General features: G+C 66.9%; 25 protein-coding genes and 4 tRNA genes. 24 read left to right on the top strand and 5 right to left on the bottom strand.

What is annotated here, in order from left to right; all coding sequences use genetic code 11:
• Positions 1-15: 15 nt before the first annotated feature.
• The 7 genes from clpX to ACYX7E_RS10830 all read left to right on the top strand — a co-directional run bounded on the left by clpX (position 16) and on the right by ACYX7E_RS10830 (position 7,182).
• Positions 16-1,302 carry an ATP-dependent Clp protease ATP-binding subunit ClpX gene (clpX, locus tag ACYX7E_RS10860; RefSeq protein WP_462080585.1) on the top strand — a complete coding sequence of 429 codons (1,287 nt, stop codon included), beginning with the start codon at positions 16-18 and terminating at the stop codon, positions 1,300-1,302.
• 278 nt (positions 1,303-1,580) lie between these two features.
• Positions 1,581-4,040, top strand: coding sequence for an endopeptidase La (gene lon, locus ACYX7E_RS10855; RefSeq protein ID WP_462080584.1), 2,460 nt, complete (start codon positions 1,581-1,583; stop codon positions 4,038-4,040).
• Between the two features lie 224 nt (positions 4,041-4,264).
• On the top strand, positions 4,265-4,543 hold the full coding sequence (locus tag ACYX7E_RS10850) for an HU family DNA-binding protein (protein WP_462080583.1): 279 nt from the start codon (positions 4,265-4,267) through the stop codon (positions 4,541-4,543).
• A 41-nt stretch (positions 4,544-4,584) separates the two neighbouring features.
• Positions 4,585-4,659, top strand: a tRNA-Val gene (locus ACYX7E_RS10845).
• Between the two features lie 36 nt (positions 4,660-4,695).
• Positions 4,696-4,772: transfer RNA gene (locus ACYX7E_RS10840), tRNA-Asp, on the top strand.
• 77 nt (positions 4,773-4,849) lie between these two features.
• A tRNA-Asp gene (locus ACYX7E_RS10835) sits at positions 4,850-4,926 on the top strand.
• A gap of 279 nt (positions 4,927-5,205) precedes the next feature.
• A complete protein-coding gene (locus ACYX7E_RS10830) occupies positions 5,206-7,182 on the top strand; it encodes a SurA N-terminal domain-containing protein (protein ID WP_462080582.1) in 1,977 nt (658 codons plus the stop codon).
• Positions 7,183-7,400: 218 nt separating this feature from the next.
• Here ACYX7E_RS10830 and ACYX7E_RS10825 read toward each other — a convergent pair whose 3' ends face one another.
• Positions 7,401-8,561 (bottom strand): lytic transglycosylase domain-containing protein, encoded by a 1,161-nt coding sequence (locus ACYX7E_RS10825; protein WP_462080646.1) that lies wholly within the window; start codon positions 8,559-8,561, stop codon positions 7,401-7,403.
• Positions 8,562-8,701: 140 nt separating this feature from the next.
• Entirely contained in the window at positions 8,702-9,484 is a 783-nt protein-coding gene (gene gloB / locus ACYX7E_RS10820; RefSeq protein ID WP_462080581.1) for a hydroxyacylglutathione hydrolase, read from the bottom strand.
• Between the two features lie 339 nt (positions 9,485-9,823).
• Between gloB and ACYX7E_RS10815 the strand changes: the two genes are divergently transcribed.
• From ACYX7E_RS10815 to dnaQ, 3 genes are all read left to right on the top strand, one after another.
• Positions 9,824-10,477, top strand: a complete 654-nt coding sequence (locus ACYX7E_RS10815; RefSeq protein ID WP_462080580.1) for a methyltransferase domain-containing protein — start codon at positions 9,824-9,826, stop codon at positions 10,475-10,477.
• An 11-nt stretch (positions 10,478-10,488) separates the two neighbouring features.
• Positions 10,489-10,932, top strand: a complete 444-nt coding sequence (gene rnhA / locus ACYX7E_RS10810; RefSeq protein WP_462080645.1) for a ribonuclease HI — start codon at positions 10,489-10,491, stop codon at positions 10,930-10,932.
• A 127-nt stretch (positions 10,933-11,059) separates the two neighbouring features.
• A complete protein-coding gene (gene dnaQ / locus ACYX7E_RS10805) occupies positions 11,060-11,773 on the top strand; it encodes a DNA polymerase III subunit epsilon (RefSeq protein WP_462080579.1) in 714 nt (237 codons plus the stop codon).
• A 32-nt stretch (positions 11,774-11,805) separates the two neighbouring features.
• Here dnaQ and ACYX7E_RS10800 read toward each other — a convergent pair whose 3' ends face one another.
• Positions 11,806-12,756, bottom strand: a complete 951-nt coding sequence (locus ACYX7E_RS10800; protein WP_462080578.1) for a LysR family transcriptional regulator — start codon at positions 12,754-12,756, stop codon at positions 11,806-11,808.
• A gap of 141 nt (positions 12,757-12,897) precedes the next feature.
• Here ACYX7E_RS10800 and trpB point away from each other — a divergent pair, with 141 nt between their 5' ends.
• The 5 genes from trpB to ACYX7E_RS10775 all read left to right on the top strand — a co-directional run bounded on the left by trpB (position 12,898) and on the right by ACYX7E_RS10775 (position 18,568).
• Positions 12,898-14,115 carry a tryptophan synthase subunit beta gene (gene trpB / locus ACYX7E_RS10795; protein ID WP_462080577.1) on the top strand — a complete coding sequence of 406 codons (1,218 nt, stop codon included), beginning with the start codon at positions 12,898-12,900 and terminating at the stop codon, positions 14,113-14,115.
• 132 nt (positions 14,116-14,247) lie between these two features.
• Positions 14,248-15,051: a tryptophan synthase subunit alpha gene (gene trpA, locus ACYX7E_RS10790; RefSeq protein WP_462080576.1), complete on the top strand. Its 804-nt coding sequence runs from the start codon at positions 14,248-14,250 to the stop codon at positions 15,049-15,051.
• Between the two features lie 222 nt (positions 15,052-15,273).
• The gene (gene accD, locus ACYX7E_RS10785) at positions 15,274-16,167 is read left to right on the top strand and encodes an acetyl-CoA carboxylase, carboxyltransferase subunit beta (protein ID WP_462080575.1); all 894 of its coding nucleotides are present in this window, start codon (positions 15,274-15,276) and stop codon (positions 16,165-16,167) included.
• Complete coding sequence (glmM, locus tag ACYX7E_RS10780) at positions 16,164-17,522, top strand: phosphoglucosamine mutase (RefSeq protein WP_462080574.1); 1,359 nt, start codon at positions 16,164-16,166, stop codon at positions 17,520-17,522. The genes accD and glmM overlap by 4 nt, the downstream gene beginning before the upstream one ends.
• A gap of 92 nt (positions 17,523-17,614) precedes the next feature.
• Positions 17,615-18,568 (top strand): isopenicillin N synthase family dioxygenase, encoded by a 954-nt coding sequence (locus ACYX7E_RS10775; RefSeq protein ID WP_462080573.1) that lies wholly within the window; start codon positions 17,615-17,617, stop codon positions 18,566-18,568.
• A 100-nt stretch (positions 18,569-18,668) separates the two neighbouring features.
• On the opposite strand, the gene ACYX7E_RS10770 is transcribed toward ACYX7E_RS10775, so the two are convergent.
• Together ACYX7E_RS10770 and ACYX7E_RS10765 are read right to left on the bottom strand one after the other, a co-directional pair.
• Positions 18,669-19,403, bottom strand: coding sequence for a DUF481 domain-containing protein (locus tag ACYX7E_RS10770; RefSeq protein WP_462080572.1), 735 nt, complete (start codon positions 19,401-19,403; stop codon positions 18,669-18,671).
• A gap of 146 nt (positions 19,404-19,549) precedes the next feature.
• Positions 19,550-20,365 carry an SDR family NAD(P)-dependent oxidoreductase gene (locus tag ACYX7E_RS10765; protein ID WP_462080571.1) on the bottom strand — a complete coding sequence of 272 codons (816 nt, stop codon included), beginning with the start codon at positions 20,363-20,365 and terminating at the stop codon, positions 19,550-19,552.
• A gap of 79 nt (positions 20,366-20,444) precedes the next feature.
• Here ACYX7E_RS10765 and tpiA point away from each other — a divergent pair, with 79 nt between their 5' ends.
• From tpiA to nuoF, 9 genes are all read left to right on the top strand, one after another.
• Positions 20,445-21,206, top strand: a complete 762-nt coding sequence (gene tpiA, locus ACYX7E_RS10760; protein ID WP_462080570.1) for a triose-phosphate isomerase — start codon at positions 20,445-20,447, stop codon at positions 21,204-21,206.
• 22 nt (positions 21,207-21,228) lie between these two features.
• Positions 21,229-21,645 carry a preprotein translocase subunit SecG gene (gene secG, locus ACYX7E_RS10755; protein ID WP_462080569.1) on the top strand — a complete coding sequence of 139 codons (417 nt, stop codon included), beginning with the start codon at positions 21,229-21,231 and terminating at the stop codon, positions 21,643-21,645.
• A 56-nt stretch (positions 21,646-21,701) separates the two neighbouring features.
• A tRNA-Leu gene (locus ACYX7E_RS10750) sits at positions 21,702-21,786 on the top strand.
• A gap of 78 nt (positions 21,787-21,864) precedes the next feature.
• Positions 21,865-22,221, top strand: coding sequence for an NADH-quinone oxidoreductase subunit A (locus ACYX7E_RS10745; RefSeq protein WP_462080568.1), 357 nt, complete (start codon positions 21,865-21,867; stop codon positions 22,219-22,221).
• Complete coding sequence (locus ACYX7E_RS10740) at positions 22,212-22,799, top strand: NuoB/complex I 20 kDa subunit family protein (RefSeq protein WP_462080567.1); 588 nt, start codon at positions 22,212-22,214, stop codon at positions 22,797-22,799. The genes ACYX7E_RS10745 and ACYX7E_RS10740 overlap by 10 nt, the downstream gene beginning before the upstream one ends.
• Positions 22,792-23,565 carry an NADH-quinone oxidoreductase subunit C gene (locus ACYX7E_RS10735; RefSeq protein ID WP_462080566.1) on the top strand — a complete coding sequence of 258 codons (774 nt, stop codon included), beginning with the start codon at positions 22,792-22,794 and terminating at the stop codon, positions 23,563-23,565. Before ACYX7E_RS10740 ends, ACYX7E_RS10735 begins: the two co-directional genes overlap by 8 nt.
• Entirely contained in the window at positions 23,562-24,896 is a 1,335-nt protein-coding gene (locus tag ACYX7E_RS10730) for an NADH-quinone oxidoreductase subunit D (protein WP_462080565.1), read from the top strand. Before ACYX7E_RS10735 ends, ACYX7E_RS10730 begins: the two co-directional genes overlap by 4 nt.
• Positions 24,893-25,420, top strand: coding sequence for an NADH-quinone oxidoreductase subunit NuoE (nuoE, locus tag ACYX7E_RS10725; RefSeq protein ID WP_462080564.1), 528 nt, complete (start codon positions 24,893-24,895; stop codon positions 25,418-25,420). Before ACYX7E_RS10730 ends, nuoE begins: the two co-directional genes overlap by 4 nt.
• A 14-nt stretch (positions 25,421-25,434) precedes the next feature.
• On the top strand, positions 25,435-26,811 hold the full coding sequence (nuoF, locus tag ACYX7E_RS10720; protein WP_462080563.1) for an NADH-quinone oxidoreductase subunit NuoF: 1,377 nt from the start codon (positions 25,435-25,437) through the stop codon (positions 26,809-26,811).
• Positions 26,812-26,824 lie beyond the last annotated feature (13 nt).

Here is a 26,824-nt window from a genome sequence, read left to right as displayed (position 1 = left end):
AAGATTGATCAGGGCATGAGCGAAGACCGTCAAGGCCGTTCCGGCGACAGCACCAAGATCCTCTACTGCTCTTTCTGTGGAAAGAGCCAGCACGAGGTCCGCAAGCTGATCGCGGGTCCGAGCGTGTTCATCTGCGATGAATGCGTGGAGCTGTGCAACGACATCATCCGCGAGGAACTCGAGGAGAAGGCACAGTCTGCGCGCAGCTCGCTGCCCAAGCCGCGCGAGATCCTCGAGGTGCTGGACCAGTACGTCATCGGCCAGAACCGTGCCAAGCGCACGCTCGCGGTCGCGGTGTACAACCACTACAAGCGCATCGAGAGCCGGCAGAAGAACGACGACGTCGAACTGGCGAAGTCGAACATCCTGCTGGTCGGCCCGACCGGTTCGGGCAAGACGCTGCTGGCCGAGACGCTGGCGCGCCTGCTCAACGTGCCGTTCACGATGGCCGACGCGACCACGCTGACCGAAGCCGGTTACGTGGGCGAGGACGTCGAGAACATCATCCAGAAGCTGCTGCAGAAGTGTGACTACGACGTCGAGAAGGCACAGCAGGGCATCGTCTATATCGATGAAATCGACAAGATCTCGCGCAAGAGCGAGAACCCGTCGATCACCCGCGACGTGTCCGGCGAAGGCGTGCAGCAGGCGCTGCTGAAGCTGATCGAAGGGACGTTGGCCAGCGTGCCGCCGCAGGGTGGCCGCAAGCACCCGCAGCAGGAATTCCTGCAGGTCGACACCCGCAACATCCTGTTCATCGTCGGCGGCGCGTTCGCCGGCCTGGACAAGGTGATCCAGGCGCGCAGCTCGGACGCCGGCGGCATCGGCTTCGGCGCCAAGCTCAAGAGCTCCGAGCGCAAGACCGATACCGGCAAGGTGCTGGCGCAGGTCGAGCCCGAAGACCTGATCAAGTACGGCCTGATCCCCGAGTTCGTTGGCCGCCTGCCGGTCGTCGCGACGCTCGAGGAGCTGGACGAAGAGGCACTGGTGAAGATCCTCACCGAGCCCAAGAATGCGATCAGCAAGCAGTTCAAGAAGCTGTTCGACATGGAAGGCGTGGAACTCGAGTTCCGCCCGGACGCGTTGACCGCGATCGCGCGCAAGGCGATCAAGCGCAAGACCGGTGCACGTGGACTGCGCACGATCGTCGAATCGGTCCTGCTGGACACGATGTACGAGTTGCCGTCGCTGGAGAATGTCTCCAAGGTCGTCGTCGACGAGTCGGTGATCGAGCACAAGTCCGAGCCGTACCTGATCTACCAGACCCCGCCTGCGCCGCAGAAGGTCGCATCGGCCGAATAGGCCTGACCACGCACTTGCTCCCCGGCTTCGGCCGGGGACGTCGTGATGCCGTGCGAGGCCTGGCCCGCACCGGAAAATCTCGCGATTTCGTGACGCAAATCACCGCAAGTGCCTGATCCTGAAGCTGTCCCGCATCTGGCCCGCATTGTCGGGCCTTTCCTGCTTGCATCCGGCGGGCGATAACCCCATAACAGCGCAAGAGCGGCCGCCGACGCATGGCAGGTCGTTAAATCCCCATGAAGTGGTTGCCGATTGAAACTTGAGACCCTGGAATCCCGATGACCGAGCGAGCCGTAGCCGAGTCCCTCCAACTGCCGGTGTTGCCGTTGCGCGACGTGGTGGTGTTTCCGCACATGGTCATCCCGTTGTTCGTCGGGCGCGACAAGTCCATCCGCGCGCTCGATATCGCGATGGAAGAAGACAAGCGGATCCTGCTGGTCGCGCAGCGTTCGGCAGAGACCGATGATCCCGAGGCCGCCGATCTCTACGAGATCGGCACGCTGGCGCAGGTGCTGCAACTGCTGAAACTGCCCGATGGCACCATCAAGGTGCTGGTCGAGGGCGTGTCGCGCGTGCGCGTCAGCGAAGTGCGCGAAGTCGACGGCACGCTGGCCGGTCGCGGTGTCGTCATCGATCCGATCGACAGCCGCGAGCCGCGCGAGACCGAAGCGATCGCACGCTCGCTGGTGTCGCTGTTCGAGCAGTATGTCAAGACCAACCGCAAGCTGCCGCCGGAGCTGCTGCAGACGCTGGCCGGCATCGATGAGCCCGGTCGCCTTGCCGACATCGTTTCGGCGCACATCGGCGTGCGCCTGTCGGAGAAGCAGAAGCTGCTGGAAAGCGTCGACACCGCCGAGCGCCTCGAGCTGCTGGTCGGTTACGTCGATGGCGAGATCGACGTGCAGCAGATGGAAAAGCGCATCCGCGGCCGGGTCAAGTCGCAGATGGAGAAGTCGCAGCGCGAGTACTACCTCAACGAGCAGATGAAGGCGATCCAGAAGGAGCTGGGCGAGATCGACGATGCGCCCAACGACATCGAGGAGATCGCGCGCAAGATCGCCGAGGCCGGCATGCCCAAGGACGTGGAGGCCAAGGCGCGCAACGAGTTCAACAAGCTCAAGCAGATGTCGCCGATGTCGGCCGAAGCTGCGGTCGTGCGCAACTACCTCGACTGGTTGCTGGGCGTGCCGTGGAAGAAGCGCAGCAAGGTGCGCAAGGACCTCAAGGTCGCGCAGGACACGCTCGACGCCGACCACTTCGGGCTTGAGAAAGTCAAGGAACGCATCCTGGAATACCTGGCGGTGCAGTCGCGCGTGAAGCAGATGCGTGGCCCGATCCTGTGCCTGGTCGGACCGCCCGGCGTCGGCAAGACCTCGCTGGGGCAGAGCATCGCCAAGGCGACCAACCGCAAGTTCGTGCGCATGTCGCTGGGCGGCGTGCGCGACGAGGCGGAGATCCGCGGGCATCGCCGGACCTACGTGGGCTCGATGCCGGGTCGCATCGTGCAGAACCTCAACAAGGTCAAGCAGAAGAACCCGCTGTTCGTGCTCGACGAGATCGACAAGATGTCGATGGACTTCCGTGGCGACCCGTCCTCGGCGCTGCTGGAAGTGCTCGACCCGGAACAGAACAACGCCTTCAACGATCATTACCTCGAAGTCGACCTCGACCTGTCGGAAGTGATGTTCGTCGCCACCTCGAACTCGTTGAACATCCCCGGTCCGCTGCTCGACCGCATGGAAGTGATCCGTATCCCCGGTTATACCGAGGACGAGAAGATCAACATCGCCATGCGTTACCTCGTGCCCAAGCAGATGAAGGCCAACGGACTCAAGGCCGACGAGCTCGGCATCGCCGAGGATGCGATCCGCGACATCGTGCGCTACTACACGCGCGAGTCCGGCGTGCGCAACCTCGAGCGCGAGATCGCCAAGATCTGCCGCAAGGTGGTCAAGGAGATCGCGCTTGCAGGCCCCGCGCCCGTGGTGGCCAAGGGCAAGGGCAAGAAGGCCAGGACGCTCACGGTCAGCGCGAAGAATCTCGAGAAGTACCTCGGCGTGCAGCGTTTCGATTTCGGTCGTGCCGAGCAGGACAACGAGATCGGCCTGGTGACGGGACTGGCCTGGACTGAAGTCGGCGGCGACCTGCTGCAGATCGAATCGACGCTGGTGCCGGGCAAGGGCAATGTCACGCTGACCGGTCAGCTCGGCAACGTCATGAAGGAATCGGCGTCGGCGGCGTTGTCGGTCGTGCGTGCGCGCACCGATCGCCTCGGCATCGACGTGGATTTCCTGCAGAAGCACGACGTGCACGTGCACGTGCCCGATGGCGCGACGCCCAAGGACGGCCCGAGTGCCGGTATCGCGATGGCGACCGCGCTGGTGTCGATGCTGACCAAGGTCCCGGTCAAGGCCGACGTGGCGATGACCGGCGAGATCACGCTGCGTGGACGCGTCAGTGCGATCGGAGGCCTGAAGGAGAAGCTGCTGGCTGCCCTGCGCGGCGGTATCCGTACCGTCATCATTCCCGAAGAGAATCGCAAGGACCTGGCTGACATCCCCAAAAATGTGACGGATCACATGAAGATCATCCCGGTCAAATGGATCGACGAAGTGCTCGACATCGCACTCGAACGTCCGCTTGCACCGCCGGCGGCCGTGAAGGGAAAGAAGAAGGAACTGGCCAAGGTCATTCCCGCAAGGAAGAAGGCGCCTGCGCGTAGCAGCGTCAAGCATTGATCCACGATTCAGTCACCCGGCGCCGGTTGTCCCAGTGATGTTATTTTTCTGGAAAACGGGCGCCGATTGACGTCGCCAACCGATCAACGGTGCATTTCTTACGCTATCGAGATTGCGTAGAATGGCGCCCTGATCACATCAGGGGTTCGGAATGGATACGGAATTCCCCGTATCGATCCCGATCCAAACAAATGCGGTGAATGTTCCGCACAGGAGATATGTAGATGGCTTTCAACAAAACTGATCTGTCCGAGAAGGTTGCCGAGAACGCGGGCCTGAGCAAGGTCGACGCCGGCAAGGCCGTCGATGCGGTCATCGCTGCGATCACCGAAGCCCTGAAGGGCGGTGAGGCTGTCAATCTGATCGGCTTCGGCTCGTTCTCTGTCCGCCCGCGCGCTGCGCGCACCGGTCTGAACCCGCGCACCAAGGAAGCTATCGAAATCCCGGCGTCCAACAATCCGGTGTTCAAGGCTGGCAAAGCCCTGAAGGACGCTGTAAACTAAGCGGCTCGGAGTTGCCCGGTTCCGGAGTTGTCGGTTCCATTGGGTGCTTAGCTCAGCGGTAGAGCGTCTCCTTTACACGGAGAGGGTCGGGGGTTCGAAACCCTCAGCACCCACCAGGGCAGACGTTGTATCCGTGCAGGTTGCAAGAACGCGGAGTGGTAGTTCAGTTGGTTAGAATGCTGGCCTGTCACGCCGGAGGTCGCGGGTTCGAGTCCCGTCCACTCCGCCAGTTCTTTCAAAGCCCCGCGAGTGCGCGGGGTTTTGCTTTTCCCGGTCGTCGACCAGGGGAAGCAGGTTTCAAACAGCGGAGTGGTAGTTCAGTTGGTTAGAATGCTGGCCTGTCACGCCGGAGGTCGCGGGTTCGAGTCCCGTCCACTCCGCCAGTGATTCCAAGACCCTGCAGAAATGCGGGGTTTTTTGGTTTTCGGGGCCGGCGTTTTCCAGGGCCCTTCCCGAGTCTGGCCTTGCAGGCCCCCGGGTGCGCGGCCCCCGGTGCAGGGCGCCTTGTCCGCCACGGGCCTATCCCGGGTTCGATCCGCCTTGTCTGACGCACCCGCGTCCGCGCCGCGCGGAAATGGTCGTGGCCGACATCGCGCGGCAGGCCTGCAGCTTGCCCGGCTTGCGGTTAAACTGGGCGGCTACGTCCCTTTCGTGACTGAACCATGCTGCAAGCCCTCAGAGAAAAGACCTCCGGCTGGATCGCCATCGTGATCGTGGGCATCCTGGCCATCCCGTTCGCGTTCTTCGGCATGGAGCAGTACCTGTTCCAGGGTGCCGCCGACTACGCGGCCAAGGTGGAGGCCCCGCCGAAGTGGTGGCGCTCGGCGCCGGACTGGGCGCTGGTGCGCAAGTTCGCCTGGCAGTCCGAGGAAGTCAGCACCGAAGAATTCCGCAACGCCTTCGAGCAGGAGCGGCTGCGCCAGCGCGACCAGCAGGGCGATCAGTTCGACGCCCGCGGCTTCGAGTCGGCCGAGAAGAAGCGCGAGGTGCTCGAGGCGCTGATCGACCAGGCCGTGTTGCGGCTGGCGTCCAAGCGCAGCGGCGTCGCGATCGGCGATGCGCAGTTGCGTGAGGTCATCGAGTCGATCCCGGCGTTCCAGGTGGAAGGCAAGTTCGACACCCAGCGTTACCAGCTGGCGTTGCAGGGGCAGAATCCGCCGCTGACGCCGCGCCAGTTCCAGGACCAGCTGCGCGAGAACATGCAGCAGTCGGTGATGAGCGCGCAGGTCGCGCAGTCGGCCTTCGTAACCACCGGCGAAGTCGAGCGCCTGATGCGCCTGCTCGGCGAGAAGCGCGATGTGACCTTCCTGCAGCTGCCGCCCCCGCAGGCCGATACCGCCGAGGTCAGCGCGAAGGAGATCGAGGACTGGCACAAGGCCAATGCGCAGCGCTATCGCGCGCCCGAGACGGTGTCGATCGAGTATGTCGAGATCGATGGCGCGATGCTGCCGCCGCCGGCCGAGCCCAGCGATGCCGCCCTGCGCCAGCGCTATGAGCAGGAAAAGGCGCGTTTCATCGAGCCCGAGCAGCGCCTGGCGTCGCACATCCTGGTCAGCGTCAGCGATCCGAAGGATCCGGCGGCGGTGAAGGCGGCCGAGGACAAGGCCAATGCGCTCGCCAAGCAGGCCCGCGAGGGTGCCGACTTCGCCGCGCTTGCGCAGGCCAATTCTGAAGACCCGGGTTCCAAGGCCAATGGTGGCGATCTCGGCTGGGTCGAGAAGGGCATGATGACCGGCCCGTTCGAGGACGCGCTGTTCGCGATGAAGGCTGGCGAGATCCGCGGCCCGGTCAAGACCGATTTCGGCTGGCATGTGCTGCAGCTGCGCGAGCTCAAGGGCGGCAGCCAGACGCCGTTCGAAGCCGTCCGTGAGGAATTGGCGCGCGAAGAGAGCGAAGCCTCGCGCGAGCGCGTGTTCAGCGATCTCAGCGGCCAGGTCGTCGACGAGGTGTTCAAGAACCCGACCTCGCTGGAGGCGGCCGCGCAACTGGCCAAGCTGCCAGTGCAGACGATTGGTCCGTTCCGTCGTGGCGAGACTTCCGGTTTTGGCGCATTGCCGGAAATCCAGCGTGCGGCGTTCTCCGAGAGCCTGATCCAGGACGGTACGGTCAGCGATCCGATCGAACTGGGCCCGAACCACATCGCGTTGATCCGCGTGACCGAGCACGCGCCCGAGCGCGCATTGACGCTGGACGAGGCGCGCGAGCAGATCATTGCCGACGTCCGTCGCGATCGTGGCGCCAAGCAGGCGGCGGCCGAGGCCGATGCCGTGCTGGCCAAGCTGAAGTCCGGCGGCGACCTGCATGCCATCGCCAAGGAACGCAACCTGGTGGCGCACGACATCCCGGGCGTGCAGCGGGGCATGCCGATTCCGCACCCGGTCGCGACCGAAGCCTACTTCCGGGTGGCCCCGCCACAGGAAGGCAAGCCGTCGGCGGGCAAGGCCGCGCTGCCCGACAACAGCACCGCAGTGTTCGTCGTCAGCAAGATCACGCCCGGCGATATCAAGGAGGCGAGCCCGGAAGAACTGGCGATGCTGCGCCAGCAGTTCTCCGGCCTGTACGGCAACGAGGATTCGCAGTCGATGCTGCAGACGCTGCGCCGCCAGATGAAGGTCACCGTGGTCGAGGCGCGCCTCTGACCGGGGCCTGATCCGCGGGCCTGCCGATCTTTGGCAGGCCGGCGCTGGCAGGCTGACGAGAGCCCGGAGTGATCCGGGCTTTTTCTTTGCCGCGACGGTAGCGGTGGTCTGCGGCGGGGGCTGGAGAGATGGGGTGAAGTGTGCGTCTCCGGCAGGCTGGCGCAGCGTTCCACCGTGTCCGCAACAGCGATCAGGCGCTGCGGCTGGAGGGCAGGCGATCAGGGGGCCGCGGCGTCGATCTGCAGGGTCATGCCGGGGCGCAGCACACTGCGGGCGTTGAGCTTGTTGCGCGCCAGCAGGTCGTCGACGCGGATGTCGTAACGACGCGCGATGATCCAGGCCGACTCGCCGCTGGCGACGGTATGGCTGCGCGTCTTGGCGGCCGTCGCTGCCGCCCCAGCGCCCCTGGCGGGGGCGGGGAGCTCGTCTTCGGGCGGCGCCATCGCCATGAAGCCGTCGAGCGGCGCCTGCCGCGAGGCCGTCGCCGTGTCCGTATGTGATGATCCGCGTGACGGCGCCAGCACCTGCAACGAGGCCTGTGCCTTGCCGATGCGGCCGTCGGCGAACACGGGGTTCAGCCGCCGCAGCGTGGTGGCATCGGTGCGGTGGCGCCTGGCCAGCGCATCGAGGTCCTGGATGCCGGCCGGGACGTCGATGGCCTGCAGGTGCGGAACCGGGCGATCGAGGGCCTGCAGCCACTGGTCGCGGCCTTCCATGTCCTCGAACAGGCACGACAGCGCATGCAGCTTGCGCACATAGGCCTGGGTCACCGCGGGCATCGCCAGGGCATCGGGGTCGGCGTCGGCGGGGCGTTGGCCGGCCTGCTTGAGCGCGCCGAAGACGCGGTACTCGCCTGCGTTGTAGGCCATCACCGCAAGCCGCCAGTCGCCGGCAAACATGCCGTGCAGGGTCTTCAGGTAACGCACCGCTGCGCGCGTGGATTCGACCGCCGACAGCCGCCCGTCGTAGCCGGGGCGGATCGGGACGTCGTGGTTGCGGGCGGTCAGCGCGATGAACTGCCAGAGGCCGGCGGGTCCCGAGGCGCTGCGCGCGCCGGGCCGGTAACCGCTCTCGACGAACGGGATCAGCGCGTATTCGGTGGGCAGGTGGGCCTCGCGCAGCGCGTCGACGACATAGCCGAACAGCGGCAGCACATCATTGCCGGTCGCCGCGAACTGGCGTGGCGCATGCGCGAAGTGCTGGCGCCAACGGGCGCTGGCGCCGGGTTCGCAGGTCGGTTCGGCCAAGCCTTCGCGGAACTTCAGGTAGATCTCGCGGCCGTTGCGGGTGCCGGCGGGCAGCAGGGGCTCGCCCGGAGTGCTCGGCGTCGCCGGCGCACGCGCCGAGGCCGCACTGGCCTTGTCCGCCGGCGCCGCCATGGCGATGCGCGTGTCGCCCGCCGTGTCGCGCTGGCCGGGCGATGGGATTGCCTCGTCGCCGGCAAGCGTGTCGCCGGCGATGGCTGCCGTGCATGGCGCCAGCGCCAGCAGCAGCGCCAGTCGCGCAGGACCACCGCGCATCATGCGCGGAATCCGTCCTTCCAGCGCCGTAGAGCGGCAAAGGCATCGACGCGGTCCTGGTCGGCGTCGCCTGCACCGGTGCCGCCGGCGTGGGCAAGCACGCCGGTCCGTACGGCGGGCGCGTCGATGCGCAGGAAGGGATTGCAGGCCAGTTCGTCGGCAAGTGGGCTGGGGAGGGTGGGCATGCCTTGCTGGCGCATCGTCGCTATGTCCTGCTGTCGGCGCGTGAGCGCCGGGTTGTCCGGATCGACCACGCGCGCGAACGCGGCATTGGCCTGGGTGTATTCGTGGCCGCAGCACACCAGGGTGTCAGCGGGCAGGGCCGCCAGGCGGTCGAGTGAGCCCAGCATGTCGGCGGGCGAGCCCTCGAACAGGCGCCCGCACCCCAGACCAAATAGCGTATCGCCGCTGAACAAAAGGCCATGTCCGTGGAAGGCGACGTGGCTGCAGGTGTGCCCGGGCACCTCGATGACGCTGAAATCCCAGCCGCCCAGGCGGATCTGGTCGCCGTCGCGGACCCGCCGGGTGGCGCCCGGGATCCGCTCGTCGAACGGGGCGATGACCGCCAGTTCCGGCCAGCGCTGCAGCAGTTCCGGGACGCCGCCGATATGGTCGTCGTGATGGTGCGTCAGCAGGATGCCCAGCGGTGCTCCCCCGTTGGCGAAGGCGCGCAGGACCGGCGCGGCCTGGCCCGGGTCGACGACCAGCGGATTGCCGCCGTCGTCATCGGACAGCAGCCAGATGTAGTTGTCGTCGAACGCGGGAAGTGGCTGCAGGCGCATGGGCTGGCTGGTTCGGGAGGGCTTCGGGCTGTCGTCCATCCGGCCCCCTCCGCGCAGCATCTGCGAGGCGCTGGCGCCGGCAAGAACGGGGGAGTGTATGTCGATACGCAGCCGGGAGGGCCAAGGCACGGGGTCGGACGGCGCCGCCCGTCATGCGCCGGGTCGCCCATGATCCTTGCGTCCATACCCCGGATACCGCCAGATTCCGCCCGTCACCGCCACATCCGGCGCGCGAACGGGCCCACCGCGGCAGGCGTCGACACGCGATCCGGCGGGCGGTTCCGTCGGGACGCGATGCCGGGGGCGCCCGGAGGGATGGCAGGCCCTAGAATGGCAGCCATGCCCGCGATGTCGCCGATCGGCCCCTCCGACTCCATTGCCAACTGGTTCGCCTCGCCTGCCGGGCAGGCGCTGCTGGACAGCGAAACCGTGATCGTCGACCGCGCGCTTGGCGACCGTCCGGGCCAGCCCTGGCTGTGGCTGGCGCCGGTGCCTGCCGAGACCTTGCCCGAGGGACGGGGGCTGCACCTGGTCCGCGCCGCCCATGGCTGGCGCGGGGCGGTCGACTGCGACGTGCCGCTGCCGCTGCCGAGCGAGGCGTTCGGGACGGTGCTGGTCCAGCACGTGCTGCGGCTGGGCGATCCCGATTCCGACGCGATGCTGTCCGAGGTGGCGCGGATCCTCGTGCCCGGTGGGCGCTTGTGGCTGTTCGCGCTGAACCCGTTGGCGCCGTACCGCTGGCATTGGCGCTCGGCCGGCCTGAACTGCGCGGAGCCGCTGAGCTGGCGCCGCCGGCTGCGCCTGGCGGGCCTGGTGCCCGATCCGGTCTCGCAGGGGCTGGGCCCGCGCTGGAAACCGCAGAGCAGCCAGGTGCTGCAGCATGGCGCCGGCCTGCGCGCAGCCTATGTGATGCGCGCTGAAAAAAGACAACTGCCGCTGACTCCGGTGCGCGGCCATCGATTCCAACTGACACAGGGAGCCCCCGCGGCGTGACGACAACCGATATGAAAGCCGTCGAGATCCATACCGATGGCGCCTGCCTGGGCAATCCCGGTCCTGGCGGATGGGCGGCGCTGCTGCGCTACCAGAGCAAGGAACGCGAACTGTCCGGTGGCGAACTGCAGACCACCAACAACCGCATGGAGCTGATGGCGGCGATCATGGCGCTGGAAACGCTGACCGAGCCCTGTCAGGCGATCCTGCACACCGATTCGCAATACGTCCGCAAGGGCATCACCGAATGGATGCCCAACTGGGTCCGGCGCGGCTGGAAAACCGCAGGCGGCGATCCGGTCAAGAACCGCGACCTCTGGGAACGGCTGCATGCGGCCAGCAAGCGCCATCGCATCGACTGGCGCTGGGTCAAGGGACATTCCGGCAATCCCGAGAACGAGCGTGTCGACCAGTTGGCGCGCGATGCCGCGATCCGCGAGCGCGCCGCCGCCTGAGCCTGCGCCTGCACCTTGCTCTGCGTCGCCCTGCGAATGGCCGGCGCGGAACGGCAGGAGCAGGGTCTGAGACCCACCTCGTTTAAGCTGCCCGCCATCCCCTTTGCACGAGCCCGCCCGACCACCGATGCGACAGATCGTCCTTGATACCGAAACCACCGGCCTTGAATGGAAGAAGGGCAACCGCGTCGTCGAGATCGGCTGCGTCGAGTTGATGGAGCGGCGTCCGACCGGACGCACCTATCACCAGTACATCAAGCCCGATCGCGACTTCGAGCAGGGCGCAGCGGAAGTCACCGGACTGACGCTGGAGTTCCTGGCCGACAAGCCGGACTTCTCCGAGATCGCCGAAGCCTTCCTGGACTTCATCGATGGCGCGGAACTGGTCATCCACAACGCGTCCTTCGACCTGGGCTTCCTCGACTACGAACTGTCGCGCCTGCCCGGCGAGCATCGGCGCATGCGCGAGCGCGCCAGCATCCTCGATTCGCTGGAGTTGGCGCGCCAGCGCTTCCCCGGGCAGCGCAACTCGCTGGATGCGTTGTGCAAACGCCTGGGCGTGGACAACTCGCACCGGCAACTGCATGGCGCCTTGCTCGATGCCCAGTTGCTGGCCGATGCCTATCTGGCGCTGACCGCGGGCCAGAGCGAGATCGGCTTCGGCAGTACCGAGCCGGAGCAGGGCAAGGTCAATCGCGCGGCCGTCGATGCGCGGATCATCGCCGCGCCACGGCCGCAGGTGCGGGTGCTGGAGGACGAGCTCGCATTGCACACGGCGCGCGTCGACAAGATCCGCGCCAAATCCGGTCGCTGCGTCTGGGACCAGCCGCCGCCGGCGTGAGCCCGTTCGGCATGCAGGTCAGGGCGTACCGATCAGGGCACGCCCATCACCACCCCCGTCACCACGCGACCCTGATCGCTCGTTGTCGTCTGGTCGGCTTGCCGTAGCGCCTGCCGCAGCCAGTCGGCCAACGCCTGCGCCTGTGGATGCGGGTTCGTGGCGCGTGTGCACAGCATCCACTGGCCCGGCGTATCGACGAAGCCCCAGGGGGCGAGCAGCCGGCCGCTGGCGATGTCGCCCTCGACCAGCTGTTGCGGTGCGATCGCCACACCCAGGCCCGAGACCGCCGCTTCCAACAGGTAATACAGATGCTCGAAGCCGGTGCCGGTGCGCAATCCGCCGGCAGGCAGCCCCAACGCGTCGGACCATTCGCGCCAGGCCTGAGGACGCGACAGCGTATGCAGCAGCGGCATGCCGAGCAGGGCCTCGGCCGGCTGGTTGCGCAGCACGTCGGCCGCGGGGTGCTGCGGGCTCAGCACCGGACCGATGCGTTCGACCCCGAGTGTGTGCACCTGCCAGCTCGCTGGCCAGGGCGGGGCCGCAATCATCAGCGCGGCATCGACGCCGCTCAACTGCGGGTCGAAGCCGCCCTCCTGTGCCGACAGGTGCAGGGTCAGGGTGGGAAGCGCCTGGGCCAACGGCTCCAGACGCGGGATCATCCAGCGCGCCAGCAGGCTGCCCGGGCAGCCCAGCACCAGCGTCTGCCGGGCGTTGCCCCGGCGCAGCTCGCGCGCGACCTCGTCGATCTGCGAGAAGGCGCCGCCGGTGGCGTCGCGCAGGCGCTGGCCGGCGGGTGTCAGGCGCAGGCCGCGGCCCTCGCGGACGAACAACGCCAGGCCGAAGTGCTCTTCCAGCAGCCGGATCTGCCGGCTGACCGCGCTATGGGTGACATGGAGCTCCTCTGCCGAGCGGCTGACGCTCTCCAGCCGGGCGCAGGCCTCGAAGGCGCGCAGGGCGTTCAGTGGCGGCAGGCTCCAGTGCATCGTGTGAGTTTATTCGACAGATGGTGGCAAATTCCATCGATATTCAAAGGTCTCCCGTCAGGCTATTGTCACGCCTGTGCACCATTCACCCCGTTGCAGCGCTGACCGTTGCCGCCTTTATTGCTTCCCACGGACCTGTCCATGACCGCGACTCCCCGCATCGACTACCACGCCTATCCCGATGCTCAGGGCCATTTCGGCCGCTATGGCGGGCGCTTTGTCGCCGAAACCCTGATCGGTCCGCTGGAGGAGCTGGCCGCGGCCTATGACGCCGCCCGGGTCGATCCCGCGTTCGTCGCGGCCTTCGACAAGGACCTGGCCCATTACGTCGGCCGGCCGAGCCCGATCTACCACGCCGAGCGCCTCAGCGATGCGGTCGGCGGCGCGCGGATCCTGCTCAAGCGCGAAGACCTGAACCACACCGGCGCGCACAAGATCAACAACACGATCGGCCAGGCGCTGCTGGCCAGCCGCATGGGCAAGACCCGGATCATCGCCGAGACGGGCGCCGGCCAGCATGGCGTGGCCAGTGCGACGGTGGCCGCGCGGCTGGGCCTGGAATGCGTGGTCTACATGGGCGCGACCGACATCGAACGGCAGAAGATCAACGTCTACCGGATGCGCATGCTCGGTGCGCAGGTGGTGCCGGTGACCTCGGGTTCGGCGACGCTGAAGGACGCGCTCAACGAGGCGATGCGCGACTGGGTCACCAACGTCCGCGACACCTTCTACATCATCGGCACCGTCGCCGGTCCCGATCCGTATCCGCGCATGGTCCGCGATTTCAACGCGATCGTCGGCCGCGAGGCGCGCGCGCAGATGCTGGCCGAGTACGGCCGGCTGCCGGATGCGATCACCGCCTGCGTCGGCGGCGGCAGCAATGCGATCGGCCTGTTCCATGCGTTCCTCAACGATCCCGAGGTCCGTATCGTCGGCGCCGAGGCTGCCGGTGACGGCATCGGCAGCGGCCGCCACGCGGCCTCGATCGCCGCGGGCCGCCCGGGCGTGCTGCATGGCAACCGGACCTATGTCATCTGCGACGACGATGGCCAGATCACCGAGACCCATTCGGTGTCGGCCGGCCTGGACTACCCGGGCGTGGGCCCGGAGCATGCGTTTCTCAGCGACATGGGGCGCGCCGACTATGTCGGCGTGACCGATGACGAGGCCCTGGCCGCGTTCCACCAGCTGGCGCGCACCGAAGGCATCCTCGCCGCGCTGGAGTCCAGCCACGCGATCGCACAGGCGATCAAGCTGGCGCGCGACCTGCCGCGCGATGCGATCGTGCTGGCCAACCTGTCCGGCCGCGGCGACAAGGACGTGCACACCATCGCCGCCCGCGAAGGCATCGAACTGTAAGCACCTGTTTCCGATGTTGCTGCACTTGCCATCTGACTGCGCTCGCGACAGATCGTGAACAGATTCCAGGCCGCGTACGACACCTGCGTGCCCCCTGAACTCCCGACATCCTGCTGAAGACCCGCACCGCTCATGAATCGTATCGACGCCCAGTTTTCCCGCCTGTCCAAGACCGGACGCAAGGCGCTGATCCCGTTCATCACGGCCGGCGATCCATCGCTGCAGGCCACCGTGCCGGTGATGCACGCGCTGGTCGAGGCCGGTGCCGACGTCATCGAGGTCGGGGTGCCGTTCTCGGACCCGATGGCCGACGGACCCACGATCCAGCGCAGCTCCGAGCGCGCGCTCGCCCGGGGTGCCGGGCTGGGCTATGTGTTCGACAGCGTGCGTGGTTTCCGCGAGCGCGACCGCGAGACGCCGGTGGTGTTGATGGGCTACCTGAATCCGGTCGAGATCCGTGGCGCCGAGGGCTTCGCACAGGAGGCCGCCGATGCCGGCGTCGACGGCGTGCTGCTGGTCGACCTGCCGCCGGAGGAGGCCGGCGAGTTCCGTGACGCATTCACCGCACACGGCATCGCGCTGATCCTGCTGGCGTCCCCGACGACCTCGGACGCGCGCTTGCAGCAGTTGTGCGACCAGGCCCAGGGCTATCTGTATTACGTCAGCTTCGCCGGCGTCACCGGTGCCTCCGAGCGGCTCGATGCCGGCCTGGCCTCGGCACGGCTGCGGCTGATCCGGGAGATGAGCCGGGCGCCGGTCGTGGCCGGTTTCGGCATCCGCGACGCGGCCAGTGCTGCGGCGATGGCGGTGGATGCCGAAGGTGTCGTCGTCGGCAGCGCGCTGGTGTCGATCCTGGCCGAGGCCACCGATGCTGACGATGCGGCCAGCCGCGCGCGGGCGTTCCTGGCGCCGCTGCGGACGGCCATCGGCGACTGACCGGATCGCGAGCGGCCATCGAGGGGCGGCCGTCCACTGGCGCCTGGGCCGGGTCCGCGGCCGGTCGGGCCTCCTGCGGCCCTGTCGTGTGGGACGGTCATGCGCGTGGTGGGGGCCGGCGCCGGGCCGGCCGCGTGGGTGGGCCTAGGGGCATTGTCGAAGGGAGCGGTGCGCTAAACTTCGGCATTGAACGCGGCCCCGCCGCCTGGAGACCCAAGACGCATGTCCTGGCTGAACAAGATCATGCCCGCGCGGATCCGTACGGAATCCGCAGCCAACACCAAGAAGCGCAGCGTCCCGGAAGGCCTGTGGGAAAAATGCGACCGCTGCGGCGCTGTGCTGTACCGGCCCGAGCTGGAAGAAAACCTGGAGGTCTGCCCCAAGTGCAGCTTCCATCGCCCGATCCGCGCGCGCGCGCGCCTGAAGGCGTTCCTGGACCCGACCGGCGTCGAAGAGATCGCCGTCGACCTCAGCCCGGTCGACGTGCTGAAGTTCAAGGACCAGAAGAAGTACGTCGATCGCATCAAGGCCGCGCAGCGCGCCACCGGTGAGCGCGACACCCTGATCGCGATGAAGGGCCTGCTGAAGCAGCGCCCGATCGTCGCCTGCGCGATGGATTTCGCCTACATGGGCGGCTCGATGGGCTCGGTGGGCGGCGAGAAGTTCTCGCTGGCGGCCGAGCAGGCCCTCGCGGCCGGCACACCGTTCGTCAGCTTCGCCGCCAGCGGCGGCATGCGCATGCAGGAAAGCATGTTCTCGCTGATGCAGATGGCCAAGACCTCGGCGGCGCTGGGTCGCCTGCGCGAGGCGGGGCTGCCCTACATCTCGGTGCTGACCGACCCGACCTTCGGTGGCGCCTCGGCGTCGTTCGCGATGCTGGGCGACATCAACATCGCCGAGCCCGAGGCGCTGATCGGTTTCGCCGGCCAGCGCGTCATCGAGCAGACCGTGCGCGAAACCCTGCCCGAGGGCTTCCAGCGCTCGGAGTTCCTGCTCGACCATGGCGCGCTCGACCAGATCTGCGACCGCCGCGAGATGCGCGAGCGCATCGCGCACCTGCTGGCGATGCTGATGCGCCAGTCCAAGCCGGAAGCCGACCTGGTGGTCGAGGCATGAGCCGCCGTTACTTCGGTACCGACGGCATCCGTGGCCGCGTCGGCGAGGCGCCGATCTCGGCCGACTTCGTGCTGCGCCTGGGCAATGCCTACGGCCACGCGCTGCGCGCGTCGGTCAAGCAGGGCGACCAGTGGCGCAAGCCGGTGGTCATCATCGGCAAGGACACCCGCATCTCGAACTACATGTTCGAGGCCGCGCTCGAGGCCGGGCTGGTCGCGGCCGGCGTCGACGTGCAGTTGATGGGGCCGATGCCGACGCCTGCGGTCGCGCACCTGACCCGCTCGATGCGCGCCGATGGCGGCATCGTGATCTCGGCCTCGCACAATCCGCACTACGACAACGGCATCAAGTTCTTCTCGGCCGAAGGCGAGAAGCTCGACGACGAGACCGAACTGGCGATCGAAGCTTCGCTGGATCATGCATTCTCGACGGTGCCGTCCGAGCAACTGGGCAAGGCGGTGCGTACGCGCGATGCGATCGGCCGTTATGTCGAGGCCTGCAAGAGTTCGGTGTCGCGGCGCTTCGACCTCGGCGGCATGCGCATCGTGGTCGACTGCGCGAACGGCGCGACCTACCAGGTCGGACCGATGGTGCTGACCGAGCTCGGCGCGCGCGTCGATGCGATCGGCGTCGATCCCAACGGCATCAACATCAACGACGGCGTCGGCTCGATGCATCCGGAAAAGCTGTCGGCGCGCGTGCGCGAGACCGGCGCGGACCTGGGCATCGCTTTCGACGGCGACGGCGACCGCCTGCTGTTCGTCGACAGCGACGGCGCGGTGCACGATGGCGACGACCTGCTGTTCCTGCTGGCCAACGACTGGCAGGCCAGTGGTCGCCTGCGCGGTCCGGTGGTCGGCACGCTGATGACCAATTACGGGTTCGAGCGCGCGCTGGGCGAGGCCGGTATCGGTTTCGTGCGTTCCAAGGTCGGCGATCGTTATGTCCACCAGGCCCTTCTCGAGCACGGCGGCATCCTCGGCGGTGAAGCCTCGGGTCACCTGCTGTGCCTGGACCGGGTCACCACCGGCGACGGCATCATCAGTGCGCTGCAGGTGCTGGAAGTCCTCAAGCGGCGCGGCATCACATTGCAGCAGGGCCTGAGCAACCTGCAGAAAGTGCCGCAGAAAACCGTCAACGTGCGCTGCGCCGCGGGCGCCAGGCCGGCCGACGACGACAACGTGCGTGCAGCGCTGGCGCAAGCGCAGCGTGCCGTCGAAGGTCGCGGCCGTGCCTTCCTGCGTCCGTCCGGCACCGAGCCGGTGGTGCGGGTGACCGTCGAGGCTGACGATGCCGCGCTGGTCGACAGCGTGCTTGCGACCCTGTCCGACGCGGTCCGCAGCGCCGCCGGCTGAGGCCATGCGGCAGGTGTGCCGGCCCCGGGGCGGCACACGCCATCCGCGCCGCGGCGATTGCGGTGCCGATCAACATGATCCATGGAGTTGTCATGAGTTCACGCATCCCGACCCTCGATATCCGCCGCTTCACCGATCCGGTCGACAGCCGCGACCGCGAGGCCTTCGTCGCCGAGCTGGGCGCCGCCTATCGCGAGTGGGGCTTTGCCGGCATCCATGGCCATGGCATCGCGCAGTCGAAGATCGACGCCGCCTATGGCGTGTTCAAGGCGTTCTTCGCGCTACCGGACGAGACCAAGCGTCGTTACCACGTCGCTGGCGGCGGCGGTGCGCGCGGCTACACGCCGTTCGGCGTGGAGACCGCGAAGGGCGCCAAGCACTTCGACCTGAAGGAGTTCTGGCACATCGGTCGCGAGATTCCCGGCGACTCGACGTATCGCGACGTGATGCCGCCGAACCTGTGGCCGGTCGAGGTCGAGGGTTTCCGCGAGCACGGCTACGGCCTGTACCAGGCGCTCGACACGCTGGGCTCGCAGGTGCTGGCCGCGCTGGCGCTGCACATCGGCCTGCCGGAGGATTACTTCGCCGACAAGACCAACAGCGGCAATTCGATCCTGCGCCCGATCCACTATCCGCCGATCACCGCCGACGACATCCCCAACGTCCGCGCCGGCGCGCACGAGGACATCAACCTGATCACGCTGCTGGTCGGTGCCAGCGCGGCAGGCCTGGAGGTCAAGTCCAAGCAGGGCGAGTGGGTGCCGTTCACCTCGGACGCGGACACCATCGTGGTCAATATCGGCGACATGCTGCAGCGCCTGACCAACCACGTGTATCCGTCGACGACGCATCGCGTGACCAATCCGCCGGGCGAGCAGGCGCGCCAGCCGCGTTACTCGGTGCCGTTCTTCCTGCACCCTAACCCGGATTTCCTGATCGACGTGCTGCCGTCGACGGTCAGCGCGGACAACCCCAGTCGCTATCCCGAGCCGATCACCGCCCAGGGCTACCTGGAAGAACGCCTGCGCGAGATCAAGCTGGTCTAGCGGCGGCTGGCGCGGGAGCGCGCACCGCACGAGCTGGCACGCCACGCACCGGCATCGATGAGGATGCCGGTGCGCGCGGGGCGGTGCTGGATTTACCGGATCAGAACCCGTAGACCACGTTGACCGTGGTCAGCGTGTCCGTGCGCTTGGTGTCGACCGGCACGTCGGTGTTGTGGCGCACTTCGAACCCGGCCTTCAGCGCCAGCGCATCAGTCATCTTCACTTTGACGCCGAAGTCGTTGCGGGCGAAGGTGTTGTCGGCGCCGGCTTCGATCAGCAGGGTGTTGAACAGCTCGGTGGTCTCGGTCAGGCGATGGCCGAAATCCATGAAACCGCGCAGCACGGCTTCGTTGTTGTGCACGCGCACGTCCTGCAGCTTGGCCCAGCGGTAACCGGGGCCTGCTTCGAAGGTCAGGTGGGTGGTCTCGTTCTTGATCGCCTCGATACCGTAGCCGGCCGATGCGGTCCACTGGTATTCGTTGGGCGCGAAGTGGTCGCGCTCGTTGCGCAGCGAGCCGACGACATAGCTGCGCTCGCCGAGGCGATAGCCGCTGTTGGCGAACACTTCATAGCGACGCGCGTTCTCCTCGTCGTCGCTCTTCCCGTACAGGAACGCGGCGCCGGCCGAGTGTTTCCAGCGTGCGGTCTCCTTGGCGATGCCGAGCTTGCCGACCAGGGTCTGGCTGTCGGTGTTGCCCTTGGCGATCGCCAGACCGAGCTCGCCAGAGCCGGTCCAGACATCGCTGGCAGTGGCGTCGTCGGCATGTGCGGGCGCGGCAGCGAACGCGGGAACGAGGAGGGCGCCGGCGATCGCGGCGGTCAGGTTGGTGCGCATGGAATCCCCTTGCAGTCTTGTCGGTTGCAGTCTTGTCGGTCTTCGACAGAAAAACGCCGGCACGGGGCCGGCGAGGGGCGCATTGTCTTGACCACGCGATGAACGCCATCCGAATCCGGGCGTCGCGCAGGGTTTGATTGTTTTGACTATCCGGTGCTGCGTATGCGATGCGAATTGCGTCCCATCAGCTTCAGCAGCAGCCGGTCGGGCAATGCGGCGACGATCGCATGCAGCGCCTTGTAGACGAGACCGGGTACCGCGACGACGCGACCCGCTTCCGCTGCGTCGATGCCGACCCTGGCGACATGGTCGGCATCGAGCCACATCCACGACGGCAGCTTCGACATCATGTCGCGGGTCCCGGTGACGTCATGGAACTCCGACCAGGTGAATCCCGGACACAGCGCCGTCGCGTGCAGGCCGCGGTCGGCGTTCTCCAGCGCCATCGATTCGCTGAGCTTGACCATGAAGGCTTTGGTCGCGGCGTACAGCGTCTGGCCGTCGGCCGACGGCATCAGCGCGGCGAACGAGGCGACATTGAGGATGCGCCCCTGACCGCTGGCGCGCAGGGCCGGCAGCAGGCGCCAGGTCAGTTCGCTGATGGCACCGATCATGACCTGCAGGAACTGCGCATGCGTCGGCCAGTCGTTCTTCAGGTAGCGCCCGGGCACGCCGTAGCCGGCGTTGTTGACCAGGATCCGCACGGGAAGGGCGCGGCGCTCGATCTCGGCGACCAGTTGCGCAGGCGCGGCCGGGTTCGACAGGTCGGCGGCGATGACCTGCACGTCGACCTGGGCGCGCAGCGTCGTGGCCAGGGCCTCCAGGCGGTCCAGCCGCCGGGCCGACAGGATCAGCGGCACCCCGCGGGCCGCGTAGGCGCGGGCGATGGCTGCGCCGATGCCGCTCGAGGCGCCGGTAACGAGGGCATATCCGCCGGGAACCGGCGCGGTGCTGTCGGGCATGGGAACTCCGGTGGGAAGGAGGGCGGGCGGATGTCCGGTCATCGGCTATCCTGTGCGCCCTTTGAGCAGGAGCAGCCTGATGCGTCGCAGGATCGTAGCCGGAAACTGGAAGCTGCATGGCACCCGTCAGTTCGCCGACGACCTGGTCGAGGCGATCGCGGCCGGGTTGCCCGGCGCCGGCGTCGAGGTGCTGGTCCTGCCGCCGTACCCGTACCTGCCGTCTCTGGTCGCCGGCTTCGCCGGGCGCGGAGTCGGCTTCGGCGCCCAGGATGTCAGCGAGCACGCCAAGGGCGCCTACACCGGCGAGGTCGCGGCCGCGATGCTGGTCGACCTGGGCGTCACCCATACGCTGGTGGGCCATTCCGAACGTCGCCAGTACCACCGCGAGGACAGCGCGCTGGTGGCCCGCAAATACCTGGCCGCGCGCCAGGCCGGGCTGACCCCGATCCTGTGCGTCGGCGAGACCCGCGAGGAGCGCGAGGCCGGACGGACCGAGCAGGTCCTGGTCGAGCAGCTGGCGCCGTTGTTCGAGCTGGGCGGCGCCCAGGTGCTGGCCGACGGCATCGTGGCCTACGAGCCGGTCTGGGCGATCGGGACCGGCCTGACCGCCAGTCCGGAGCAGGCCCAGCAGGTCCATGCATTCCTGCGTGGCGAGGTCGCCCGGCGCGATGTTACAATTGCTGATTCGCTGCCCCTGCTGTACGGCGGCAGCTGCAAGCCCGACAATGCCACCGCGCTGTTTGCCCAGCCGGATGTCGATGGCGGATTGATCGGCGGCGCATCGCTTGCGGCCACCGACTTCCTCGCGATCGTCTCCGCTGCCGCGGGGCGGGGCTCCTGAATTCAGTCCTAGAGTGTCTCCCATGTTGTTGTTGATCCTCAATATCGTGTTTGTGCTGGTGGCGATCTCGATGATCGCGCTGATCCTGATGCAGCGCGGCGCGGGTGCGTCGGCCGGCTCGGGCTTCGGCGGCGGTGCGTCGGCCACGGTCTTCGGTGCGCGTGGCTCGGCCAACTTCCTGTCCAAGGCCACCAAGTGGCTGGCGATCTCGTTCTTCGGCATCACGCTGTTCATGGCGTGGTACGCCGGCCATCGCGCTGCCCCGGCCAACGCCGTGCAGGCGACCGACCTTGGCGTCATGTCGCAGGTTCCGGTGGCGCCCTCGGTGCCGGCCGCGACCGTCCCCGCCGTACCTGTGCAGCCGGAAACGGCGCCTGCGCAGACGGAGGTGCCGACGGTTCCCGTGCAAAATGCGCCGCAGTCTCCGCAAAACGACTGAGAGCGCTTACAATTGCACCGCTTCGTGGGTGGTTGACGCGAAGCAGACAAAAAATTGCCCAGGTGGCGGAATTGGTAGACGCACTACCTTGAGGTGGTAGCGGCTTAGGTCGTGGGGGTTCGAGTCCCCCCTTGGGCACCATACAAGACGTCCCGCGATTGTCGCGGGACTTCGAGCAACGGCCGCGTCGAGCGGCAAGTAGCCGAGAGAGAACAAAGCGTGCTGGCCGAATACCTGCCGACCCTGCTGTTCCTGTTTGTCGCCACCGGTATTGGCATTGCCCTGCTGGTGATCGGCAACCTCCTCGGACCCCAGCGTCCGTCGCTGGAGAAGTTGTCTCCGTACGAATGCGGCTTTGCCGCATTCGAGGATGCGCGCATGCAGTTCGACGTGCGCTATTACCTGATCGCGATCCAGTTCATCATTTTCGACCTGGAAATCATCTTCATCGTGCCCTGGGCCACGGTCTTCCGTGAGCTCGGCGTGCTGGGCCTGATCGAGATGGGCATCTTCGCCGGCATGCTGCTGCTGGGGTTCATTTACGTGTGGAAGAAGGGAGCGCTGGAATGGGAATAATCCAGGCGGCCCGCAAGCTCGCCGATTCGGCCAGCAATCCGCTGCCGGAAGGCCGCGTCGACGACATCCTGCGTCCCGAGGGCGACAATCCGCTGCTCGAGCACGGCTTCGTGACCACCAGCTCCGACATCCTGCTCAACTGGGCGCGCACCGGCTCGATGTGGCCGATGACCTTCGGCCTGGCCTGCTGCGCGGTCGAGATGATGCACGCGGGGACCTCGCGCATCGACATGGACCGCTACGGCGTGGTGTTCCGCCCGTCGCCGCGCCAGTCCGACGTGATGATCGTGGCCGGCACCCTGGTCAACAAGATGGCTCCGGCGCTGCGCAAGGTCTACGACCAGATGCCGGACCCCAAGTGGGTCATCTCGATGGGCAGCTGCGCCAATGGCGGCGGCTACTACCACTATTCGTACTCGGTCGTGCGCGGTTGCGATCGCATCGTGCCGGTCGATATCTACGTGCCGGGCTGCCCGCCGACCGCCGAGGCGCTGGTCTACGGCATTCTGCAACTGCAGAAGAAGATCCGCCGTTCCAGCAATTTCGGCGAGCACAAGACGGGGTTGCGTGATGGCTGATCATGCGGGTTACGAGCCTTCGGCTGCCTTCGCAGATCGCCTGCGCGCGCGCTTCGAGGGTGCCCAGGTCCATGTCGCGTACCCGCGTGGCGAAGTGGTGCTGGTCAGCAACGGCGATTGGGCCGATGTCTGCCTGGCGCTGCGCGACGAGTTCGGCTTCGAATCGCTGATCGACGTCTGCGGCATCGACTACCTGAGCCACGGCACCGACGAGTGGGACACCGACGTGTCCTCGGAAGGTTTCAGCCGCGGCGTCGAAGGCCGGGGCCCGGGTCGCTTCAAGTTCGGCGAAAGCCCGAGCCAGCAACTCGACCAGCCCGATGGCGAGGGTGCGCTGCCGGTGCCGCTGCGTCGTTTCGCGGCGGTGGCCCAGCTGCTGTCGGTGCGCAACAACCGCAGGCTGACGGTGCGCTGCTTCGCGCCCGACGACGACCTGCCGATCGTGTCCTCGCTGACCGGCCTGTGGCCGGTCGCCAACTGGTTCGAGCGCGAGGCGTTCGACCTGTTCGGCATCGTGTTCGAAGGCCATCCCGACCTGCGCCGCATCCTGACCGACTACGGTTTCGTGGGCCATCCGTTCCGCAAGGATTTCCCGCTGATCGGCAATGTCGAAGTGCGTTACGACGCCGAGCGCAAGCGCGTGGTCTATGAGCCGGTGACCTCGGTCGAGCCGCGCGTCGGCGTGCCGCGCGTGATCCGTGACGATGCCCGCTATTCGACCGCGGCCGGCGAGCAGCTGGCGCGCAAGGCGGAGTCCGCGAAATGAGTTCGACCCCCAACACCGTGCCGCATGTCCCGGTCCAGCAGGCCAGCGAAGGCTTTGCCAGCAACGCCGCCGAGGCGCGCCAGGAAATCCGCAACTACACGCTGAACTTCGGTCCCCAGCATCCGGCCGCGCACGGCGTGCTGCGCCTGATCCTGGAGATGGACGGCGAAGTCGTGCAGCGCGCCGACCCGCATATCGGCCTGCTGCATCGCGGGACCGAGAAGCTGGCCGAGTCGAAGCCGTTCAACCAGTCGATCGGTTACATGGACCGCCTCGACTACGTGTCGATGATGTGCAACGAACACGCCTACGTGCGCGCGATCGAGACCCTGATGGGGATCGAGGCGCCGGAACGTGCGCAGTGGATCCGCACGATGTTCGACGAGATCACCCGCATCCTGAACCACCTGATGTGGATCGGTTCCAATGCGCTCGATCTGGGGGCGATGGCGGTGATGCTGTACTCGTTCCGCGAGCGCGAAGAGCTGATGGACGTCTACGAGGCGGTCAGCGGCGCGCGCATGCATGCGGCGTATTACCGTCCGGGCGGCGTCTACCGCGACCTGCCGGACCACATGCCCAAGTACCGCGAGTCGCCGTGGCGCAAGGGCGCGAACCTCAAGCGCTTCAACGCATGGCGCGAAGGTTCGATGCTGGACTTCATCGAAGCGTTCGCCAAGGACTTCCCGTCCAAGGTCGACGAATACGAGACCCTGCTGACCGACAACCGCATCTGGAAGCAGCGCACCGTCGGCGTGGGCGTGATCCCGCCGGAGCAGGCGCTGGCCTGGGGTATGACCGGTCCGATGCTGCGTGGCTCGGGCATCGAGTGGGACCTGCGCAAGAAGCAGCCCTACGCCAAGTACGCCGAAGTCGATTTCGACATCGCGGTGGGCGTCAAGGGCGACTGCTACGACCGTTACCTGGTGCGCGTGGTCGAGATGCGCCAGTCGGCGCGGATCATCGAGCAGTGCGTGCGCTGGCTGCGCGCGAACCCGGGCCCGGTGATGCTGGACAACTACAAGGTGTCGCCGCCGTCGCGCGAGTCGATGAAGGACGACATGGAAGCGTTGATCCATCACTTCAAGCTGTTCAGCGAAGGCTACAGCGTGCCTGCCGGCGAGACTTACAGCGCGGTCGAGGCCCCGAAGGGCGAATTCGGCTGCTACCTGGTGTCCGACGGCGCCAACAAGCCGTTCCGCGTGCACCTGCGCGCGCCGGGTTTTGCGCATCTGTCGTCGATGGACGAGATCGTCAAGGGACACATGCTGTCCGACGTGGTGGCGATGATCGGTACCTACGACATCGTGTTCGGTGAGGTGGACCGGTGAGAGCAACAGGCAATTTCGAGAACGCGCGCAACGTCGACCCGCTGGTCGTGCTCAGCGACGACACCCGCGCCCACATCGACCACTGGCTGACCAAGTTCCCGCCCGATCGCAAGCGTTCGGCGGTGCTGCAGGGGCTGTTCGCGGCCCAGGACCAGAATGGCGGCTGGCTCAGCGACGAGCTGATCGCCGGCGTCGCCAAGTACCTGGAACTGCCGCCGGTCTGGGCCTACGAGGTCGCGACGTTCTACTCGATGTTCGAGACCCAGCAGGTCGGCCGCAACAACGTCGCCTTCTGCACCAACATCAGCTGCTGGCTCAACGGCGCCGAGGATCTGGTCGCGCATGCCGAAAAGAAGCTCGGTTGCAGGCTGGGCGAATCCACGGCCGACGGTCGCGTGTTCCTCAAGCGCGAGGAAGAGTGCGTCGCCGCGTGTTGCGGCGCGCCTGTGGTTGTCATCAACGGTCACTACCACGAGAAGCTCACGCCTGGTCAGGTCGATGAACTGCTCGATGGTCTGAAGTAAGGCTGGACGCAGGCATGGCCCATCATCACTCCCACGTCTCCGAAGGCTACGGCCCCGTCGGCCCCGCGCCGAAGGAACACCAGGCCGTCTACACGACGCTGCATTTCGACAAGCCCTGGTCGTACGAGAACTATCTCAAGACCGGTGGCTACAGCGCGCTGCGCCGCATCTTGGAAGAGAAGATCGCGCCGGCCGACGTGGTCGAGATGGTCAAGCAGTCGGGCCTGCGCGGACGCGGTGGCGCCGGCTTCCCGACCGGGTTGAAGTGGAGCTTCATGCCCAAGGGCGACATGCAGAAGTACATCCTCTGCAACTCCGACGAATCCGAGCCCGGTACCGCCAAGGATCGCGACATCCTGCGCTACAACCCGCATGCGGTCATCGAGGGCATGGCGATCGCCTGCTACGCCACCGGCTCGACCGTGGGCTACAACTACCTGCGCGGCGAGTTCCACCACGAGCCGTTCGAGCACCTGGAAGAAGCCACCGCCGAGGCCTACAAGCACGGCTGGCTGGGCAAGAACCTGCTCGGCACCGGCGTGGACATCGACCTCTACAACGCACTGGGTGCGGGCGCCTACATCTGCGGCGAAGAAACCGCGCTGATGGAGTCGCTGGAAGGCAAGAAGGGGCAGCCGCGTTTCAAGCCGCCGTTCCCGGCCAACTTCGGCCTCTACGGCAAGCCGACCACGATCAACAACACCGAGACCTACGCGTCGGTGCCGGCGATCGTCCGCAACGGCGCCGAGTGGTTCATGAACCTGGGCAAGCCCAACAACGGTGGCTGCAAGATCTTCTCGGTCTCGGGCCACGTCGCGCGTCCGGGCAACCATGAGATCCGCCTGGGTACACCATTCTCGGAGCTGCTGGAGCTGTGCGGCGGCATGCGCGAGGGACGCACCATCAAGGCGGTGATCCCCGGCGGTTCGTCGATGCCGGTGCTGCCGGGCGAGACGATGATGCAGTTGACGATGGATTACGACGCCATCCAGAAGGCCGGTTCGGGCCTGGGGTCGGGCGCGGTCATCGTCATGGACAACACCACCTGCATGGTGCGCGCCTGCCAGCGCATCGCGCGCTTCTATTTCAAGGAAAGCTGCGGCCAGTGCACGCCGTGTCGCGAAGGCACCGGCTGGATGTACCGCATGCTGACGCGCATCGCCGAGAAGAAGGCGACGCTCGACGACCTGCAGATGCTGCGCGCCGCCGCCGGCCAGATCGAGGGCCATACGATCTGCGCATTCGGCGAGGCCGCCGCGTGGCCGGTGCAGGGCTTCCTGCGCCACTACTGGCACGAGTTCGAATACGCGATCGTCAACAAGCGTTTCCTGGTCGACGACGAACGCGACGGCACCGTCGTGCGGTCCAACCTGGAGGTGGTTGCAGCATGAGCGCAGCACGTCT

The sequence above is a fragment of the Luteimonas sp. RIT-PG2_3 genome, from assembly GCF_054902115.1.
This window is presented reverse-complemented; position numbering and strand designations above follow the sequence as displayed.

Coding starts and splice junctions, on each gene's coding strand:
- ACYX7E_RS10825 (WP_462080646.1), bottom strand. CDS start 8,561: ATGGCGGCGCCGGCGGACAAGGCCAGTGCGGCCTCGGCGCGTGCGCCG.
- ACYX7E_RS10765 (WP_462080571.1), bottom strand. CDS start 20,365: ATGCCCGACAGCACCGCGCCGGTTCCCGGCGGATATGCCCTCGTTACC.
- secG (WP_462080569.1), top strand. CDS start 21,229: ATGTTGTTGTTGATCCTCAATATCGTGTTTGTGCTGGTGGCGATCTCG.
- gloB (WP_462080581.1), bottom strand. CDS start 9,484: ATGCGCCTGCAGCCACTTCCCGCGTTCGACGACAACTACATCTGGCTG.
- ACYX7E_RS10830 (WP_462080582.1), top strand. CDS start 5,206: ATGCTGCAAGCCCTCAGAGAAAAGACCTCCGGCTGGATCGCCATCGTG.
- glmM (WP_462080574.1), top strand. CDS start 16,164: ATGAGCCGCCGTTACTTCGGTACCGACGGCATCCGTGGCCGCGTCGGC.
- nuoF (WP_462080563.1), top strand. CDS start 25,435: ATGGCCCATCATCACTCCCACGTCTCCGAAGGCTACGGCCCCGTCGGC.
- trpA (WP_462080576.1), top strand. CDS start 14,248: ATGAATCGTATCGACGCCCAGTTTTCCCGCCTGTCCAAGACCGGACGC.
- ACYX7E_RS10735 (WP_462080566.1), top strand. CDS start 22,792: ATGGCTGATCATGCGGGTTACGAGCCTTCGGCTGCCTTCGCAGATCGC.
- ACYX7E_RS10800 (WP_462080578.1), bottom strand. CDS start 12,756: ATGCACTGGAGCCTGCCGCCACTGAACGCCCTGCGCGCCTTCGAGGCC.
- accD (WP_462080575.1), top strand. CDS start 15,274: ATGTCCTGGCTGAACAAGATCATGCCCGCGCGGATCCGTACGGAATCC.
- tpiA (WP_462080570.1), top strand. CDS start 20,445: ATGCGTCGCAGGATCGTAGCCGGAAACTGGAAGCTGCATGGCACCCGT.
- trpB (WP_462080577.1), top strand. CDS start 12,898: ATGACCGCGACTCCCCGCATCGACTACCACGCCTATCCCGATGCTCAG.
- ACYX7E_RS10775 (WP_462080573.1), top strand. CDS start 17,615: ATGAGTTCACGCATCCCGACCCTCGATATCCGCCGCTTCACCGATCCG.
- dnaQ (WP_462080579.1), top strand. CDS start 11,060: ATGCGACAGATCGTCCTTGATACCGAAACCACCGGCCTTGAATGGAAG.
- rnhA (WP_462080645.1), top strand. CDS start 10,489: ATGAAAGCCGTCGAGATCCATACCGATGGCGCCTGCCTGGGCAATCCC.
- ACYX7E_RS10770 (WP_462080572.1), bottom strand. CDS start 19,403: ATGCGCACCAACCTGACCGCCGCGATCGCCGGCGCCCTCCTCGTTCCC.
- ACYX7E_RS10740 (WP_462080567.1), top strand. CDS start 22,212: ATGGGAATAATCCAGGCGGCCCGCAAGCTCGCCGATTCGGCCAGCAAT.
- ACYX7E_RS10730 (WP_462080565.1), top strand. CDS start 23,562: ATGAGTTCGACCCCCAACACCGTGCCGCATGTCCCGGTCCAGCAGGCC.
- lon (WP_462080584.1), top strand. CDS start 1,581: ATGACCGAGCGAGCCGTAGCCGAGTCCCTCCAACTGCCGGTGTTGCCG.
- ACYX7E_RS10815 (WP_462080580.1), top strand. CDS start 9,824: ATGCCCGCGATGTCGCCGATCGGCCCCTCCGACTCCATTGCCAACTGG.
- clpX (WP_462080585.1), top strand. CDS start 16: ATGAGCGAAGACCGTCAAGGCCGTTCCGGCGACAGCACCAAGATCCTC.
- ACYX7E_RS10850 (WP_462080583.1), top strand. CDS start 4,265: ATGGCTTTCAACAAAACTGATCTGTCCGAGAAGGTTGCCGAGAACGCG.